Below are 18,182 nucleotides of genomic sequence, written 5' to 3' on the forward strand. Positions count from 1 at the left end.
AAGATGAATCTAACTGACTTCAATGCATTCATTAAAAGCTCCTTTGGCAACTTAGTTGAACAATTTAAAGAGAATGATGAGTATGGTTTTAATAACCCACTATCACAGGAAATCATTCGAGTTGGGTTCACAACGAATCTTACTCCAGACGTGATTCGCAGAGCAGCGGACAATAGAGTTCAGTTCATTATTACTCACCATGACGCTTGGGGGTTTCTCTATGGCGTAAAGGAACAATGTATGAGAGACCTGAGAGAAATGAAATTTCACATTTTTATATACACCTCCCTTTGGATTTTGTTGAATTTGGTACTTGCAACTCGTTATTACAAGAAATCGGGATAATAAAAATAATTCAGCAGACACACTATAAAAACAACAAAGAAATCATTGGAATTGGTGAGTATTACGAATCCATAACTTTTGAAGAGCTAGTAGAAAGAATCGCCAATTCATTGGGTGAGGATGTAAAGGCATGGAAAAACTCCAACTTGTCTATTAAGAAGGTCGGTGTACTTACAGGTGCTGGAAATTCCACGGACTTAATAAGACAAGCAAAAGAAGCGAATTGCGATGTGTATATAACGGGTGAAAAATCTTTGTACTCTGTTCAATATGCAAAATTCATTGGTATGAATCTGATTGTTGGAAGTCATACATTCACAGAGGTCTTTGGTGTTAAAGCTCTTGTGGAGAGGCTGAAAACTCAGTTTAACGAGATTGAGACCATATATCTTGAAGAGGAACATGTAGAGTAACCCCACTTTAGCTAAGCACTTGCCATTCAGACGGCTGAACCGGGATGCAATCTGGCCAACCCGAGAGTTGGAAGTTAACGGAATTGGAAACACCACGCACAGGATTGGTGCGTGGTGTTTATTATTGAAATTAATAAGTTTATTTAAAACCGCGGCAGATTGGAAAGGTTATTATCTGGGTTCCCGTCGGGATAAGATCTTAGTGTTTTTTGTCCCTCACGGTTTTTACCTGTATTAACATCTTCAATGAGACCCATTTCCGCTAATGCGATAGCCGATGCAATATCCGCAACGGAACCGTCCTGAAACTGAACTGCACTTATGCCTCCATTTTCATAATGAACTGCTTGGATGATCGCTTTGTTAGGGTCAATGGTATGCGGACCTTTGCCGTACTGCGTCCCGTCCCGCATAAAAGTACCGTACTGCACCGGTTGACCAAGCTTGTTATAACCGGAATATCCGCCTTGGTAGCCTACATTACGGGCATCGGCATTATTAATTCCCGTATTTCGCTGCCCATAAACGGCATTAGGATCGCCAGTTGATCCCGGGACAGGCATTCCACCTTGGAACGTCTGTGGGTTACCTTGTGCTTGTGCTATAAACCTCGTGCTTTCCTGTGAGCTAATTTGAGGAATCGGCATTCCATTCCAAGCAAAGTTTTCATTATGAGTTGGCGCAACCGAATCCGACGGGCTAAGTTGATTCTGATTCATTTGTGGTTGCCATCTTCTACGTCTGGGCATTAGTAAGTCAGCTCCTTTTCGATGATAAAAATAATATAATTATCTTTTACAAAACGGTTAAACCTATACAGCATAGAGAAACATTCTTTTTCTCAAAATAAAATATCAATGAAGTGCAAGGGAGAACCGATATGACAAATGAAATCAGTGAAGCTATCCGCAGGCTAGCCCTGAGCTTGTCCGATAAAGAATCATATAGTAGGCTAATCGATCGTATGGGGGAAGCGGACTTTGTGCTTCTTGGAGAGGCATCCCACGGCACTTCGGAATTTTATAAGATTCGTACGGAGCTGTCTAAACGGTTAATAACCGAAAAAGGCTTCCGATTCATTGCTGTAGAAGGCGATTGGCCTTCCTGCTTTACCTTGAATCGATACGTGAAGCGATATCCGGATGCCGGTTCGAACGCTAGAGAGGCACTACAGGATTTCAACCGTTGGCCCAGCTGGATGTGGGCGAATGAAGAAGTGCTCCATCTGGCGGAATGGCTCCGCGAATTCAATCTGGATAGGCCGGAGGAAGAAAAAATCGGTTTTTATGGAATCGATGTATACAGTTTGTGGGAATCCATGAACGAGCTGGTGAACTATTTTCATTCGAAAGATCCGAATAATCTCCAGGCAGTCAAGAACGCACTGAAGTGTTTTGAGCCATACGGTCAGAGTGAGCAGTCGTACGGAATTTCCGCGTCGCTGTACGGGGAAGGCTGTGAAGACGAGGTAATCGAGCTGCTTAAACGGCTGCAGGATCGATGGAAGCAGATTGAACCGAACCAGCGGGAAGAAAAAGAGCTGACCCTAAGCGCTGAGCTTAATGCATTGGCGGTACAAGGTGCGGAAGCCTATTACCGTACTATGATTAGGCATGATAATGAATCATGGAACTTAAGGGACCGGCATATGGTCAACGTGTTAGAGAAGTTGATAGAGTTTCACGGAGACGGGGCAAAATGTATCGTATGGGCTCACAACACACATGTTGGCGATGCTCGCGCAACGGATATGGTGGAAGAAGGCATGGTCAATATCGGTCAGCTGCTGCGGGAAAAGTACGACGGGCACGTCTACGCTGTTGGCTTAGGGACGTACCAGGGCTCGGTCATAGCCGGTAAGGAATGGGGAGCTCCGCTGGAAGTCATGACAGTACCGCCTGCGATTCCCGGCAGCTGGGAGGAGCTGCTTCATCGCATGGGCGGGGATGATCTGCTTCTTATGTTCGACACTCATTCGTCTTGGTCTTGGCCAACCCAGAAGCCCATCGGTCATCGGGCGATTGGCGTCGTATATCATCCACGTTGGGAAAGAGGGAATTACGTTCCTACACTTATTGATATGCGATATGATGCTTTTATTTATGTCGATCGTTCGAGAGCGCTAACGCCGCTTGAGGTAGAGCAGCTGTTTGTTTAATCTCTTGTGAATTTTGTTATCTCGATAGAATCCCTCCGGACTAACGGAGGGACTTTTTATTACTTGCAAATGACTCTCGGGAGAGACATCGACGACACGTACTAGGCTCGTTGCATGGACAAAATGCTATAAAAATATTATGTTCTTGCCTGTGAAATAGTACATGGAGCGTGTATCCAGCCCGTCCATATTTTTCTATGATAAATTTTATAAATAGATTCATCCGAGTAGAAAAGGTGAGAATGCGATGCTGCCACCCAATAAGAAAATATGGTATGGAAAACCGACCGACCCGTTTCATATCGAATTCTCGAATCGAACCGGACATTTCACCATGAATCGGTATCATATCCATCATCATTATGAAATTTTGTACTTAATCTCCGGGGCTCGCGGTTTTTTCATTAAAGACCGGTCATACACGGTTCGCCAAGGCGACTTGTGATTATCGATTCCAATGAAATTCACAAATCGTTCGACATCGGCGTTCCCGATTCTGAAAGAGTCGTCGTGAGCACTACACCGGCCAACAAAAACAGCTGACCGATCGGGGCAAAGGAAGCACGTTCGAAGTGGTCTAGGTGGGGTTTAAACGAAGCTGGTGAGGGAATCTTGGCTAGTAAACAGCCTGCCGCGTAAAAGTAAACTATTGCTTTAGGGAAGAGCAGGACTAAAATAATGGCTTTGTTTTCTTTTAGTGTTGATATTTGAATACTTAAAAGACCGCTGAATGAAAAAGCGGTCTTTTAATGGCTGATTATCTAGCTTTGCTATTAGCTTCATTCCTAATGGCATAAACATTATAAGATATGTACTTCGTGTTAGAGCTAACTTCCTTGACGGATTTGTATAATCCTGCACTAGATTTAATTGCCGCTTTAATAAACTCTTTAGTCAAGTCAATAACTTCGGGATTTTCCAATATTTCAGAAGCTGATTCAAACTTAATGCCTGAAATTTCATTGATATCCAAAGCATTTGTCTCACCCGACAAATAATCCATTTCGAATACAACATATATTCCTGTTTCAATAGAGTTACCTACTTGGCGTACACCGCTTCGAACCCCAATTATTCTTGTTGGTACAGCAGATATACCAGTTTCTTCCTTAAGCTCCCTTATTACAGCTTCTTCTAGTGATTCACCTGCTTCAACAATTCCACCAGGAATCATCCATAACCTTTTGTTACTACCGTAATTTACTTGAACCAATAATATTTTGCCATCTCTGAACACTAGCCCACCAGCAGATACAGAATGTTTATTGGACAATGTAAAACCCCTTTCTAATTCCAGTATTTGTACTGATTGTAGTTCAAGTATAGTCATAAGTGAAATATATTAAATATATTGTATTTATAGTTTATTCCTATTAAGAATAAATCTTCTGTTTTCTGTAACAAGGTCTCATTAGAGAAGATTAGTGTTTGAGACATTAACTGAAAATAGGCAAGACGTAACCGACATATTTTTCTTGTTTGATGTTGTGTTTTCGTGCTCTTTGCTATCTAAGTAACGGAACCAAGCCAAATAATGTTGTAGATACTTGGTCGCAACGCCATTAAATCGGTCAATCCAGCGTTTCAAGCGACTATGATAGCTGTTTACATTCTGAATGTGATAAACGCCTTTGACACGCTGTTTACCATCGGATTTGAATCGGTAGTGGGTTAATCCCTTTGTGTTAGCATAGGAACTGAACGCCCTCCAAGAATCGGTACAAAGCACATTCGACTCGGTTAGGTTACAGCCGATAGCTTCATTTAAACGATACGACCACGCCCAAAAACGCCAGAAAAAGTCATCTTCTGAGGGTCACGAGCAACCAATACACATACTTGGTCATTACTAATGCCACGGTATTTGGCTTTACCACCACGTTTACGGGACTTCCGTTCAGTGATATTCCTTTTGCCCTTTTCAGAGAACAAGAAGTAGGTCTCATCCATTTCGACGATTCCCTGGAAGTTTCTGATTGGGATTTGTTTTAGAGCAGAAAGAATTTTATGTCTCCAATAAAACAGAGTTACGTGAGTAACCTCATTACGCAATAACTCCGCACATTTCAGCGTAGTAGACTATAAAGAACTATCATCAGCCAGGCGCTTCTACGTTGTCGTTCTGCTTTGCGTTCATGCTACAAGCGGTTGTAACACTAAACTAGCTGAAAATCCGTTGTATAGCGCATATTTCCACATCCTTTTGCAGAAAAATGACAAATGCAAAAATGTGCAAATTACCTTTATTGCGAAAATCACAAAAATATGGGCTTGTTGGAAAGGGCTCTCTCCGTTAAAGTTCAGGACATCGAAGCGATATTTTCACACCATCCACACAAGCTTCTGCACAATGCCAATACGAAATGAAACGGGAGGATCTGTATGCAAAGAAATTGGGGGAAGAAAAAAAGGTTGACGATCTCGACGATCGCTATGGCTTTAATGAGCACGGCCGCATTGTCCGGCTGCGGACAAAATCCGGCACCGGCTGCATCCGGGAGTGACAGCAGCAGCGGCAGCAAGCCGACGGAAATCAGCATTATAAGCGCATTTACAAGCGCGAATCCGCCGGATCCTAACGGCGAAACTCAAAAAGCGATTGAGAAGGCAACGAATACAAAGCTAAATATTCAATGGGTTTCGGCGAATAACTATAAAGAGCGTTTGAACGTCAGCATGTCCTCCGGGGACATTCCTGATGTAGTGATGATCGACGACCCGTTCTCCACAATGTTCCGCTCTATGGCTCAGCAGGGGGCATTCTGGGACATCACTTCGCTGTACAGCAAATATCCGAATATCAGTAAGCAGATCCCGGCCGAGGCTTGGAAAGCGACAAAGATGCAGGACGGCAAAAACTATGGCGTTCCGCGGCCTCGCGGAGCCGAGGGCGCCCGCTTCTTCACACTGCGAAAGGATTGGCTGGATAAGCTGGGTATGCAGGTGCCGACGACGACCGACGAATTGTATAACGTAATGAAAGCCTTTAAGGAAAAAGATCCGGATGGCAACGGCAAGAACGACACCATCGGATTTGCCGGCAACGTAAATGCTGCGGATATGGGTACGCTCGGTATTGTCATCAACAGCTTCACCGGTGCGACGGGAAACTGGAAGGATCAGAACGGAAGCCTGGTTTATACCGATATGATGCCGGAGACGAGAAGCGCGTTGGAGTTTTTAAACAAAGCCTATAAGGAAGGCTTGATCCCTGCCGACTTTGCTTCGCTGAAACCGAGCCAGGTGGATGATTTGTACGCCTCCGGTAAAGCAGGCATGATCGCCGATAAAACTGGGAACATGCAGGAGATGATCAGTAAGCTCGGTAAGGTAGATCCTTCCGTTCACGATCACCAGGCGTTCTATCCGGTAACGTACATCAATCAGTTTAATCCGAAGGGCCCAGGCTTCCTTGGTATGCTGGCTATTTCCAAGCAGGTGCCGGAGGAGAAGCTTAACAAAATTATGGAGATGATCGATAAATGGATGACTCCGGAAGTATTTGACCTGCAAACCTGGGGCATTGAAGGTACCCACTATACGGTCAAAAGCGGCAATAAAGAGCTGATTAAAGATAAGTACACCGCTTCGGGTATCGACAACTACAACCAGATTGTATATGTTGCTGACCCTTATGCGAACACGCTCCACCGTAACTTCCCGAAAGAAAGTATCGATCTGTACACCAAGCTTCAGGATGAGCGTGCCAAAACAAGCAAGGCTGATCCAAGTATCGGTCTTTATTCGGAGACGTTCCAATCCTATGGTCCCGAACTTGCGAAACAGGCGCAGGATGTGAAAACGAAGGTCATTCTTGGCGTCAGCCCGATCACCGCGTGGGACGATTTCGTCAATCAATTGAAATCGAATCCGCAAATGACCAAAATTACGGCGGAAATCAATACATCTTACAAACAGCGTACAGGGAAATAACATCAGAAGAGGGGCCGGCTCCTTAAAGAAATTCGAAGGGGCTGGCTTCCCCGTCATTTACAGCATCTGAAGAAGGAGGAATAACAGCATGTCCGATTATGCCGCGTATTCCGGAAAGATGACCAAGGCGCACAAAAAAAGCAGCTTAACACATATCCGAAAAAGGCTGCTGCGCGACAAATATTTATACTGCCTGGCGATCCCCGGCTTTTTGTTTTTCTTGATCTTTAAATATATCCCGATCTGGGGCGTTGTCATCGCCTTCCAAAATTATTCTCCTATTGCCGGTATCCTTCACAGCCCATGGGTAGGCTTCGATCATTTTCAACGCTTTTTCTCTGATCCCCAATTCGGGCTGCTGTTTAGAAACACGATGATGATTAACCTGCTCAGCCTTGTGTTCTTCTTCCCGCTGCCGATCGTACTGGCACTGCTGATGAACGAGCTGCGCAGCGAGATTTACAAACGGATCGTCCAATCGATCGTTTACCTGCCCCATTTTCTGTCATGGGTTATTATAGCGGGCTTGACCTTTATGCTGCTGTCCGTTTCCAGGGGCTTCGTGAATGAATCGCTGGCGGTGTTTGGCATGGAGAAAATCCAGTTTCTGAACGATCCCAAGCTGTTCTGGATCATCCTGACCGTGCAATCGATCTGGAAAGAATCTGGCTGGGGCACGATCTTGTTCCTGGCGGCGATTGCGGGAACCGATCCCCAGCTTTATGAAGCAGCCCGGATGGACGGAGCGGGCCGTTTTCGCCAAATGTGGCATATTACCCTGCCTGCGATCCGCAACGTCATCTTTATTCTGCTGATCCTCCGGTTGGGTCATATGATGGACGTCGGCTTCGAGCAGGTGTTCCTGATGTATAACGGAGCGGTTTCGAATGTAGCGGAAGTGTTCGATACGTATGTATACCGGCTTGGTGTACAACAGGGGCAGTTCAGCTTCAGCACGGCGGTCGGACTGTTCAAGTCGGTTATTGGTCTGATGCTGGTCATAGGTGCGAATCGTCTTGCCAAGCGGTTTGGCGAGGAAGGAATATATTAAGAGAGAAGGAGAGGGAGAAAGCTATGGAGCGCAGCCGCAGGAACCGAATATTCCATGGAGTTAATGTACTTGTTCTGGGTATTGTCGCTTTGGTGACTGTTTTTCCAATTTATTATGTGTTTGTCATTTCATTTACAGAAACAAGTGAGTATTTATCGAAGACGATCGTACTTTTTCCAGAGCATTGGTCTTTGGAGTCTTACCGGTATTTGTTAAGCAATCCGTCCATGATTCGCTCGGTAGGCGTCAGCGCCTTCTTGGCAGTCGTCGGCACCTTATGCAGTCTGGTTGTGACTGCGTCCTTGGCTTATGCTTTGTCCAGAAAGCGGCTGCTCGGAAGACGGGTAGCGCTCATGCTTATTTTATTTACGATTTTATTCAGTCCGGGCATCATCCCGAATTATATGCTGGTACGCAGTCTGGGGCTGATTGATAATATTTGGTCTTTGATATTGCCGGTGCTGTCGAGCGGTTGGTATGTGGTACTGATGAAAGGTTTTTTTGAAAATATTCCGGAAAGCCTTGACGAAGCGGCCGCAATTGACGGCTGCAACGAAGTGACGGCCTGGTTCCGTATCGTGCTGCCTCTGTCGATGCCGGCGATCGCCGCTTTTGGGCTTTTTTACGCGGTAGAGTATTGGAATTCGTACTTCTCGGCTTTGCTGTACATGAACGACTATCAGAAGTGGCCGATCCAGGTGCTTCTGCAAAATATGCTCGCCGAAAATCCTTTGGCGGAAGCGGACCCGCTGCTTCAGCCGCCGCCGGCCGAAATGCTGAAGATGGCTGCGGTTGTCATAGCAACAATCCCGATTCTGTGCGTCTATCCCTTTTTGCAAAAGCACTTTGCCAAAGGGGTTATGGTCGGCTCCGTCAAAGGGTGATTCGTTTCGGTGGAAGGACACACTGTACCTGATCCCGAATGTTATAAAGAGAAATTGGGAGGAGGGTGCTTGTGCTTTCAGATAACCGCAGCGTAACGAACGCACCTAACGAAACCCCTACGCAGAAAAAAGGACGTTTTTTCCGGCGGAGCTTGATTATGGTCATTATCATTGCCAGCCTGCCGGGGCTTTTTATCGGTACGGGCATCTACTTTGTCGGCAGCGAGCAGATTGCCAACGAAACGAACAGACTTCATCAGCAGCAGGTCGAGCAGACACAGAAAAGCATCGACGACCAATTGTTCGGACTGGAATCGTCGCTGTCCCATTGGGCCTTCGATCCGCAGTTCGACGATAAGCTGAAAAAGCTTGATTTTGTTTACGGTTACAGTCAGGTGCATGATATTTTCAAAACCTTGCTGGTCATGAAGCAGTTGAACCCGCTGATCGACAAGGTTACCTTATATTTGAAAGATCCGTACCCTCTGCTTTTTACGGAGGAAGGGTATTATCCGCTGAATCCGACGCAACAGCCGAAATTCGATGCTCTAATTAAGCAGCCTTACCAGGCCATGTGGAGCAATTTCACAGGGGACGAGGAGGAATAAGAGCAGGCGGACCAATCGTCGAACCTGTCGTTGATTCATAAAATACCCGGTGGGAGTCCTCGCCCATTCGGTGTGTTTCTGGTCACGGTCAATGCGGCCAAGCTGAAAGAAGCCGTCACGATTTTGACCCCGCATAATGAGGGAACTTCCTTCCTGATCCAAGGCAGCGGCCAGTGGATTGCGCCATTCGGACAGGGGGGAGCGGGGCATGAGCTGGATGAGGCACTGCGCAAGCACGTGCTGCAGGACGGGGGAAATCAGGAGCACTTCATGTTCTCCTGGGGGAAGGAAAAATATTCGGTGTCCTCCGTGACCCTAAATCGGCTCGGCACCGACTGGATTTATGTATCGGCTACGCCGCTTACCGCACTGACGGGCCCGCTCGTCTTCATTTCCAGGGTTATCATCGGCTTCAGCTGCTTCGGCATTCTTCTCGCCGTCGTGCTGTCCTGGTTTGCCTCCCGCCGTCTGTATCAGCCGGTTGAACGGCTTGTTCAGCTGCTGGGCGGCAGGAACGATTCCGCCCATCTGGAAGCGGGGGATGAATTTGAAATGATCGAAACGGTATGGAACCGGGTCACGCGGGAAAGCCAGACGCTGCAGACCCGCCTGGAAAGTCAGCTGCCCCAAGTCCGCCAAGGCTTTCTGATGCAGCTGTCGCAAGGATATCTGTACTATTTGTCCGAAGCGGATTTGCAAGAGCAGATGGCCAATCTGGGCTGGGAGGTCAGGGATCATCAGTTCACAATGATCTTTATGCAGCTGCTTGGTTTTTCCAGCCTGGAGGGGCGATTCTCCGAAGGAGACGAGGTGCTGGTGACGTTCGCCGCGGCGAACATTGTTCAGGAGCTCGCTTCCGGCGCATTCGAACAGGCGGATTCGATTAATTTCCAGAACCTGACGATCGGTCTTTTGATCGGCACGCCTGCCTCAGAGCCGCCCGAGCGGACCCGGGAACGTATTCATGCGCTGCTCCAGGATATGACGTACCGGCTGAATCTGCTTCTACACCTGCGGGTGGCGATCGGGCTGGGCCAGCCAGTAGCTCAGATCAAGGAAATTCCGGCTATGATGGAGGAAACGAGACAAGTGCTGCGGTTCCGCGACCTGCAGGAGCATAACCAGATTCTCGATCTGGGCGAATGGGTTTCGGAAAGCGAGAAAAGCTCCGAATATCCGTTTCACCTTGAGAAGGAAGTGCTTCACGGAATCCGAATGGGGCAAGAGGAGGAAACGACGGCAGCTCTCTCCCGCTTTCTACATGAGCTGCGGATGAATGCCGGCAAGGAGTTATGGGTGCAACAGGGCATGCTGCATCTGCTCGCTTCCGTGCTCAGGGCCATTATGCAGATGGGCACGAGTCTGTACAGCCTGTATGAGGGCGTGAATCTATACGATCAACTGTGTCAGATCAAGGAACCGGAGGAGATTGAAAAATGGTTTCTGGCCCGCGTTATTCACCCTTTCCTGCGTGAAACGAGGCGCAAGCAGGACATTTACTTACAGCAAGCCGTGGATCGGATTGTCACGGTCATTCACGAGAAATACATGGAAGAGCTTTCTCTTGAATCGATCGCCGAGGCGGAGCATATGAGCTCGTATGTTTTAAGCAGAATGTTTAAGCAGCTTGTCGGTATTAATTTTATCGATTACTTAACGGAAATCAGGCTGGCGAAAGCGAAGGAGCTGCTGCGCAGCACGGATATGAAGCTAAACGAGGTTGCTGAGCGGGTTGGGTATCAGCACAGCTACTTTAGCCGGATTTTCAAGAAAAATGTCGGCATGACGCCGAGCAAGTACAGGGATAACGCGAAGGAATAAGTCTTTTTCATTGTGCGGAAAGAGCTGTCGTACCGGCGGCAAGACCGGGAGTTCGGGTTCGGCGGTCAAAACCCGCAGCGCCGGGAAAAGCAACAATAATGGATAGAAGGTGAAGCAGGGTGATTAGCAACGATCGTTTTCAGTTCCCACCAGTCGAATTCCGAGTTCATCCCTTCTGGTTCTGGAACGGTGAGATGGAAGAAGAGGAGATTGCAAGGCAGATCGGCGAAATGAAGGACAAGGGCGTCGGCGGGATTTTTATTTGCGCGAGACAGGGGATGGATTTGCCCTATCTATCGCGGCTGTGGTTCGATCGGGTGAAATTTGCCGTGAAAACCGCTCAGCAGGCCGGCTTGAACGTATGGCTGTACGACGAGTATCCGTATCCTAGCGGCATGGCAGGCGGCGAGGTTACGCTGGAGCATCCCGAGGCGAAGCAGCGGATGCTGTCCAGAACGGTCCAGGCTTTTCAAGGCGGGGAGGATGCGGACATGGATCTGCCTTGGGGCCGCGTACTGTGGGCCAAGGCGGTTCCGTACACGTCCGACGGCGTGAAGGACTGGGAGCAGGCGGTAGATGTAACGCCTTGGATCGGCAGCTTCCAGGATGAGACTGTGTTTCAGCAAACGGGATCGACTAATTACAGCCGGAAGCGCTATTTTACTTACCACACCGTCAAAAGATTGAGGTACGAGCTGCCCGCAAGCGCCGTGCAATGGGAAGTTATCGTCATAACGGAGCAGGAAGTGGACGACTTTAAATATTTCGGCACCTTTGTCGATCCGCTGCATCCGGAGGCCGTGGATACGTTTATGCAGATGACCCATGAGCGGTACGCCGAGGAAATGGGGGAATACTTCGGGGGAACGATTAAAGGGATGTTTACCGATGAAGTAGGGCTCCGGGCCGGCAAGCTTCCATGGTCCCCGCAGATCGTCCCCTTCTTCCAGGAACGCTGCGGCTATAATCTGCTGGATAAGCTTCATATGCTTTACGAGAATGCTGGCGAAGAGACGGCCCGGGTACGTTACGACTTATTTCAGTGCATTCATTTGATGCTAAGAGAGCGTTTTCACAAAAAAGTGGCGGACTGGTGCGACAAGTACTGCATGGAATATGTCGCTGAGGTGCCAAGCGTGCGCATGACGACGCAGCTGCACAGCCATATTCCCGGAGGAGATAGCGCTCATGAGAAATTGGGGCGCACCCTGCCGGAGATTATGAAGCGCTATGCGCACAGCTTGCGTCATAACCCCAAAATGGGCAGTTCGTTGTCGAGACAGCTGGGGAAGCAGCGCGCGCTGATCGAATGCTTTCACAGCATCGGCTGGTCGATGACGCTGCAGGATGCTCGCTGGATGATCGACTGGATGGCGGTTCTCGGCACCAACATGTTTAACTTTCATGCGTTCTTCTACTCTATTGACGGACTTCGTAAGCATGACGCGGCGCCTTCCCAGTTCGAGCAGAACCCGTATTGGGAGCATTTCGCCCTGTTGGGCGACTATATCGGCCGATTGAGCTGGCTGATGAGCGAAGGCGCGGCCAAGATCGATATTGCCGTCTTGGACCCGACGACTTCTCTCTGGACGCATATGGGCAATCCGTTCCATCAATTCGGCTTTGCCGGAGTCGGCGAGCGGGAGAAGAAGACGCTGGAGCAGCTGAAGTCCAGCTGGATCGAGATTCAGACCGCGCTGCTGACGAACCAGCGGGATTACGACACGCTGGACCCGGAAATGCTGATGGAAGCCTCGGTGGAGGAAGGCATGCTTAAGCTTGGCGCCGCTCAATACCGGGTGCTGATTATCCCGCCGGTATCGAACCTGGAGGCGGCCGCCTGGGCGAAACTCCGCTCCTTTTTGCAGGCGGGAGGTACCGTTATTTCCGTCGGCTCGCTTCCGTACGAGACAATCGAACAGGAAGCTGATACGGTCACGGATATGGCGGACTGGTTTCTCGGCGGCAGTGGAAACGGAGCCTCTGACGGTGCCGGCGTGCATCAGGCTGGAGAAACATCCGCTTGGCGGCAGGGCAAGCATGGGGCGTATTTCGTTCCATATGCTGACGGTGCCGAAGGAGCTCCGGCCATTGGGACGCTGCTTAAGCTGTTAGACCGGACGCTCGCGCGCACAGTCGAGCTCCATTCAGAGGATGGCCTGACGGATACACTGCTAATGCAACACAGACGGATCGACGATCAAAGCGATGTCGTATTTATCGCCAACCACGGGAGGGCGGAGAAGCAGGTGCAGGTCTATTTGGATGCAGCCTATTTCGGCTCCGACATCCAGCTGGTTTACCGGGACCTGGAGACCGGCGGCCAAGCTCCGATTCTGCCGGAACGGGTGGAAGAAGGAAAAGCGGTCTTCAAGCTGACATTTGCACCGTACCAATCCCATCTGGTGGAGATTGCAAGTAAGGATGCCCTGCCTGAGGTATTGCCCGTGTCATCCATCGCTGCAGAACAGACGGAACCTCTCACGATCGAAGTCCATACCGACACTGCGTGGGATCTGGAATTAACAGAGCCGAACCTGCTGAGGATCGGCAGGTTTCAGCTTACAGTAGATGAGCAGGATGTGGGGCTGGAACAGGGATGGCCGCAGAATCAGGTAGTGACCACCGATCAGAAATGGTATGAGGTCGACGCGAAAACATGGATCAGCCAAACAGCCGACCATGCCAGGGAGTGGAAGCATCCGCTTACGTACCGGACCCACTGGTTCGGTACGCCGTTCAAGCTGAACATCGAATACCCGGTCGTATGCTGGTATAAGGCAGTATTCGAAGTCGAACAGCTTCCTGAGGCAGCCGAGCTGACGATGGATCGAGAAGCGATACTGGGAGAACACAGCCTGTTCGTTAACGGCACGTTATGGGACGGAGGCTTCGTGCCACTTGTGCAAGGCTTGAATACGCTGATGGTTCGCGTCGTCATCCGGCATGCTTACGAAGGCGTAGTTGACCCGATTTATTTGCGCGGTACATTCGGCGTCCGCTTCAAGGCTGGCGGTCTGCCGGTCATTACCGACGCACCGGTGCAGGGGAATCCGAACCATGCTGTCATCGAAGGCTGCCCGTTTTATTCGGGTACGGCCCTCTTCAGGCAGCAGTCTGTTGCTCTGACTGCTGATCCTGCTGCGGCGGAAGCTTTTGAGCTGACGCTGTCGGGCTTAAGCCCGCACTTCCACGATTGTGCGGAGGTTCGAGTGAACGGTCATTCGCTCGGTGTTCGCGCCTGGACCCCGTACCGCTGGTCGGGCCGTACGGAATGGCTCCGTCCCGACGGCAATACCATCGAATTAAGGGTGAATAATACGTTGAGTCTGCGGCTCGACGGCACTTATTTTGATTATGAGGCCCATCAGATCAAGGAAACCTCGTCATATGTTTACGACTTAAATTCACAGGGGGAACTGAAATGAGAGTAACGGATATCATCTGCTATTTTGCCCAGGGGCTATTTTATATCAAAGTGGAGACGGACGAAGGCATCAACGGCTTCGGTGAATGCAGTCCGATGCAGGTGGACGCGATCGTACCGATTATCCGGACGGTCATTAAGCCGCAGGTGATCGGACAAAGCGTGTTCGATATCGAGAAAATCGAGGAGCAGGTGATGCGGAAAAATTACAAAATTTCCGGTCAGCTGCTGGCGATGGCCTTCAGTGGAGTAGAAATTGCACTCTGGGACGCCAAAGCGAAATTTCTGAAGCAGCCCTTGTACAATCTGCTGGGCGGGCTATATAGGGATCAGATTCCGCTCTACGGCTCCAGCATGAGCCGGGATCTGGAGCCGGAAGAGGAGGCTGCCAAGCTACTGGAGGGCATCAGCCAGTTCCAATTCAATGCAGTCAAAATCAAAGTAGGGCCGCGTTACGGTTCCGGGCTGCCTGTCAATCTGGACAAGGATACGCTCAAGGTCCGTACCGTACGTGAAGCGATCGGACCCGATTGCAAGCTGATGGTCGACGGCAACAGCTCCTATACGTACATCCAAGCGGTTCAGTTGTATGAGAAAATTAGCCAATATAACCTGCATCATTACGAGGAGCCGTGCCCGTATTATGACATTGATGCTTATATTAAGCTAGCCCAAACTCTGCCGGTGCCAATCCATGTGGGTGAACAGGACTGGAACCTGTTTACGTTCCGCGATTTTATCGCCAAGGGAGCCTGCCATCTGTACGCCGCCGATCCGATCAAATGCGGCGGAATTTCGCAGGCCAAACGGGCAGCGGTCCTTTGCCGCGCCTTCGGCATTCATTACGTGCCTCATAATACGACCCGCGGCGTTGGGTTTGCGGCGGCGCTGCATCTGGCAGCGAGTACGCCGGAATGCAACAGCTATTATGAGTACTCCATCGAGAAGAACCCGTTAAGGGAACAGCTTGCGCCTAAGGAATTCATAGTAGAAAACGGCTTTATCCGTGTGCCGGAAGGGCATGGGCTTGGTATTCAGCCGGATGAAGAGAAGATGAACCGCTTATTGACCAGGGTATAATCCCATCGTGGGACGGGTCCAAATCACTAACGACGAATGATACGTTACAGCCCTCCCGCTTCTAGACAAGAAGTTTGGAGGGCTTGGCTTCGTTAAAATACGGCGGAACGCACTCGTGAGATTATGGTGCTGAAATCTAGCCCAGAGACGGCTTCCAGTATAAACCGGCAGCATTATCAGGCTAACGGAGAGAACAAGGAGTTTTTGATGAAATCTAAAATATCATCAAGGATGTTATACATAAGGGGTGCTACATTGAAAGAGGATTTAATTCAATCGCAGTTTCAACTCACCCAAAGAATTCAGCAAAATCGTATAAACCAATACGCCTGTATTTTGGATTCGCGTTATAAACTAGGTAAGCAGCATCTATGTACACCATTAACACCTATACCCGAAGATACGGTGTGTCTCCATCGTGGAGGACGTCATGTTTTCCTCCTGATTTCGACGGTATCACCATCCATTAAATTATATTTTATTACCTTGATCTGTTCGATTTTGCCCAAAATAACAGTGTTTGCAGTACCATCCCATTCAACTGGTTAGTATCTGATCTTAACCAAATAGACCCAAGTAAACTGGACATTTGAGTTTCAAGAAGGCATACCGAAAACGACAGACTTAATACAACTGCATCAGAATGATTTGACCTAATGGGGAGAATTCAAATCATAGGCCATTCTGGAGCTGTGATGTGTAGCCTCAGAAGGACACTTTTTGCACTTTGCTAGCTAACGGAAGGCGATGTGAGGCCTTATTACACCTGAGCCGAGGTCCGAGCAAAGGACATTTTTTAACTGCAGGACGGCAAGTCAATAAATGTCTGTTTCTATCGAGGGGAATCCCTTTTATCATCAAATGTAAGCGGTTTAATTGTGCTTGCCGCCAAATTCAAACTTGATCATTTGAAGGGAGAAGAAGATGCAGGTGACGTGGAAAAAGCGAATGACCGCTCTGATGTCTCTGGGTTTGACCGTCTCTATGCTGGCAGCATGCTCCGATGGCGGAAGTGCGCCGGCGGCGACTAGCGGCAATCCGTCATCCGGCAAAGACGAGCCGCTCAAGCTTACGATGGCTTGGGGGCTGTATAACGAGCTGCCGGATATGAACAACGCTTTCTGGATGGAGCTTAAGAAAAGACTGAATGTGGAATTGGACATTCAATGGATTCCGAGTGCGAATTACCAGCAGAAGCTGGAGCTGATGCTGGCAACGGGCGATATCCCGGAGATTGTGATGGGCGTGGGCTACAATGTCCCTACCTTTTACAAAGCGATTGAGAACGGCATGTTCTGGGATCTGACCCCGTTCCTGGGCGACTTCAGCAAATACCCGAATTTGAAAAAAAATAAGGAAACCGGAGTATTCGACTACAATTGGGTCAACGGGAAAATTTACACGCTGCCGCGGATGCGGTCGCAGGTGCATTCGAGCCTTTTGATGCGCAAGGATTGGCTCGATAAGCTCGGAATCCCTATGCCGACGACGCTAGATGAGTACAAATCGGCCCTGCAGGCGATCGTCAAAGCCAATCCGACCGGACAAAACCCGATCGGACTAACCACGCATAGCGTGCTGAATGGCGCCAAAGACGTCTTTATGCCCGCCTTCGGCGTCTATGACCTGACACACGATAAAGACGGAGGACTGATCCGCGATGTGCTAACACCACAGTATGCCGATATGATCGAATGGTTCCGCGGCTTGTACGCGGATGGGCTGATGCCCAAGGAGTTCTCGACGATGAAGGAGCCGCAGTCTCTCGATTTAATCAGCTCGGGCAAAGCGGCTTCAATCGGGTATGTGGTCCGGGCGGATTGGCAATATACCGAATCGAACCGCAAGCTGGACCCGAACGCTTACGTCAGATCCGCCGTATTGAAGGGGCCGAAGGGATACGCGATCAATCTGCGCTCCAACTTTGCTCCGGGCATGTTTATTTCCAGCAAGGTTCCGGAGGAGAAGGTGAGACGGATTCTCGATTTATATGAGTCCACCGCGACAGCCGATTTCTTGAAGTTCGGGGAATACGGGATTGAAGGAGTCCATTACAATATGGTGGACGGATATCCGAAGATGACCGATCTGGGAAGCAAGGAAATGGTCATTTCCAGCTATGACCCATGGGTACTGACCTATGACAGCGGTTTCAAAATTAGGAATGTCAATGCGCCGCCTGAATTTAACAAAGAAACGGAAGCGATGGTGAAGGATTGGACGGAGAAGGGCAAGCTGAATCCGTTCAGCTATCTCCTGTCAGATAGTTTCAGCGATATATGGCCGAAATACCAGGACGAATACGATACGAAAACGGTGCAGGCCATCATCGGTAAAATTTCCATGAACGAGTTCCGGGCTTATCAGGAGCAGCTGCGAAATTTACCCGAAATGAAAAAGGCGTTCCAGGAATTCGCTAAATCGGAGAAGGAATTTGCTGCAAATAAAGGCAAGTAAACGGG

The 18,182-nt window shown here is 49.1% G+C and carries 12 protein-coding genes and 2 pseudogenes; 11 read left to right on the forward strand and 3 right to left on the reverse strand.

Features of this window, described 5'->3' with window-relative positions:
• Positions 1-3: 3 nt before the first annotated feature.
• A pseudogene (locus ACFQ88_RS10965) lies at positions 4-758 on the forward strand (Nif3-like dinuclear metal center hexameric protein).
• 143 nt (positions 759-901) lie between these two features.
• Here the strand turns inward: ACFQ88_RS10965 and ACFQ88_RS10970 are convergent.
• Positions 902-1,477, reverse strand: a complete 576-nt coding sequence (locus ACFQ88_RS10970; protein ID WP_239633593.1) for a DUF3892 domain-containing protein — start codon at positions 1,475-1,477, stop codon at positions 902-904.
• A 161-nt stretch (positions 1,478-1,638) separates the two neighbouring features.
• On the opposite strand from ACFQ88_RS10970, the gene ACFQ88_RS10975 reads away from it, so the two are divergent.
• Both ACFQ88_RS10975 and ACFQ88_RS10980 read left to right on the forward strand, forming a co-directional pair.
• Positions 1,639-2,916, forward strand: coding sequence for an erythromycin esterase family protein (locus tag ACFQ88_RS10975; RefSeq protein WP_379454121.1), 1,278 nt, complete (start codon positions 1,639-1,641; stop codon positions 2,914-2,916).
• Between the two features lie 247 nt (positions 2,917-3,163).
• Positions 3,164-3,361 carry an AraC family ligand binding domain-containing protein gene (locus ACFQ88_RS10980; RefSeq protein ID WP_379454122.1) on the forward strand — a complete coding sequence of 66 codons (198 nt, stop codon included), beginning with the start codon at positions 3,164-3,166 and terminating at the stop codon, positions 3,359-3,361.
• Between the two features lie 312 nt (positions 3,362-3,673).
• Here ACFQ88_RS10980 and ACFQ88_RS10985 read toward each other — a convergent pair whose 3' ends face one another.
• Entirely contained in the window at positions 3,674-4,189 is a 516-nt protein-coding gene (locus tag ACFQ88_RS10985) for an NUDIX domain-containing protein (RefSeq protein WP_379454123.1), read from the reverse strand.
• A gap of 138 nt (positions 4,190-4,327) precedes the next feature.
• Positions 4,328-4,983, reverse strand: a pseudogene (locus ACFQ88_RS10990) (IS1595 family transposase); the annotation flags it as partial.
• Positions 4,984-5,298: 315 nt separating this feature from the next.
• Here ACFQ88_RS10990 and ACFQ88_RS10995 point away from each other — a divergent pair.
• The 8 genes from ACFQ88_RS10995 (at position 5,299) to ACFQ88_RS11030 (ending at position 18,177) form a co-directional block, all read left to right on the forward strand.
• Positions 5,299-6,849, forward strand: a complete 1,551-nt coding sequence (locus tag ACFQ88_RS10995; RefSeq protein WP_379454124.1) for an extracellular solute-binding protein — start codon at positions 5,299-5,301, stop codon at positions 6,847-6,849.
• A 118-nt stretch (positions 6,850-6,967) separates the two neighbouring features.
• Positions 6,968-7,900 carry an ABC transporter permease gene (locus ACFQ88_RS11000; RefSeq protein ID WP_379454368.1) on the forward strand — a complete coding sequence of 311 codons (933 nt, stop codon included), beginning with the start codon at positions 6,968-6,970 and terminating at the stop codon, positions 7,898-7,900.
• 23 nt (positions 7,901-7,923) lie between these two features.
• A complete protein-coding gene (locus tag ACFQ88_RS11005) occupies positions 7,924-8,784 on the forward strand; it encodes a carbohydrate ABC transporter permease (protein ID WP_379454125.1) in 861 nt (286 codons plus the stop codon).
• Positions 8,785-8,855: 71 nt separating this feature from the next.
• Positions 8,856-9,392, forward strand: a complete 537-nt coding sequence (locus tag ACFQ88_RS11010) for a hypothetical protein (RefSeq protein ID WP_379454126.1) — start codon at positions 8,856-8,858, stop codon at positions 9,390-9,392.
• 30 nt (positions 9,393-9,422) lie between these two features.
• The gene (locus ACFQ88_RS11015) at positions 9,423-11,213 is read left to right on the forward strand and encodes a helix-turn-helix domain-containing protein (RefSeq protein WP_379454127.1); all 1,791 of its coding nucleotides are present in this window, start codon (positions 9,423-9,425) and stop codon (positions 11,211-11,213) included.
• Positions 11,214-11,332: 119 nt separating this feature from the next.
• On the forward strand, positions 11,333-14,641 hold the full coding sequence (locus ACFQ88_RS11020; RefSeq protein ID WP_379454128.1) for a glycosyl hydrolase: 3,309 nt from the start codon (positions 11,333-11,335) through the stop codon (positions 14,639-14,641).
• Positions 14,638-15,720 carry a mandelate racemase/muconate lactonizing enzyme family protein gene (locus ACFQ88_RS11025; RefSeq protein WP_379454129.1) on the forward strand — a complete coding sequence of 361 codons (1,083 nt, stop codon included), beginning with the start codon at positions 14,638-14,640 and terminating at the stop codon, positions 15,718-15,720. Before ACFQ88_RS11020 ends, ACFQ88_RS11025 begins: the two co-directional genes overlap by 4 nt.
• 924 nt (positions 15,721-16,644) lie before the next feature.
• Complete coding sequence (locus tag ACFQ88_RS11030) at positions 16,645-18,177, forward strand: extracellular solute-binding protein (protein ID WP_239633603.1); 1,533 nt, start codon at positions 16,645-16,647, stop codon at positions 18,175-18,177.
• Positions 18,178-18,182: the final 5 nt, after the last annotated feature.

Source organism: Paenibacillus sp. NPDC056579 (genome assembly GCF_042793215.1).
Classification (GTDB): domain Bacteria; phylum Bacillota; class Bacilli; order Paenibacillales; family NBRC-103111; genus Paenibacillus_S.

Coding starts and splice junctions, on each gene's coding strand:
- ACFQ88_RS10980 (WP_379454122.1), top strand. CDS start 3,164: ATGCTGCCACCCAATAAGAAAATATGGTATGGAAAACCGACCGACCCG.
- ACFQ88_RS10975 (WP_379454121.1), top strand. CDS start 1,639: ATGACAAATGAAATCAGTGAAGCTATCCGCAGGCTAGCCCTGAGCTTG.
- ACFQ88_RS11005 (WP_379454125.1), top strand. CDS start 7,924: ATGGAGCGCAGCCGCAGGAACCGAATATTCCATGGAGTTAATGTACTT.
- ACFQ88_RS10970 (WP_239633593.1), bottom strand. CDS start 1,477: ATGAATCAGAATCAACTTAGCCCGTCGGATTCGGTTGCGCCAACTCAT.
- ACFQ88_RS11030 (WP_239633603.1), top strand. CDS start 16,645: ATGCAGGTGACGTGGAAAAAGCGAATGACCGCTCTGATGTCTCTGGGT.
- ACFQ88_RS11000 (WP_379454368.1), top strand. CDS start 6,968: ATGACCAAGGCGCACAAAAAAAGCAGCTTAACACATATCCGAAAAAGG.
- ACFQ88_RS11025 (WP_379454129.1), top strand. CDS start 14,638: ATGAGAGTAACGGATATCATCTGCTATTTTGCCCAGGGGCTATTTTAT.
- ACFQ88_RS10995 (WP_379454124.1), top strand. CDS start 5,299: ATGCAAAGAAATTGGGGGAAGAAAAAAAGGTTGACGATCTCGACGATC.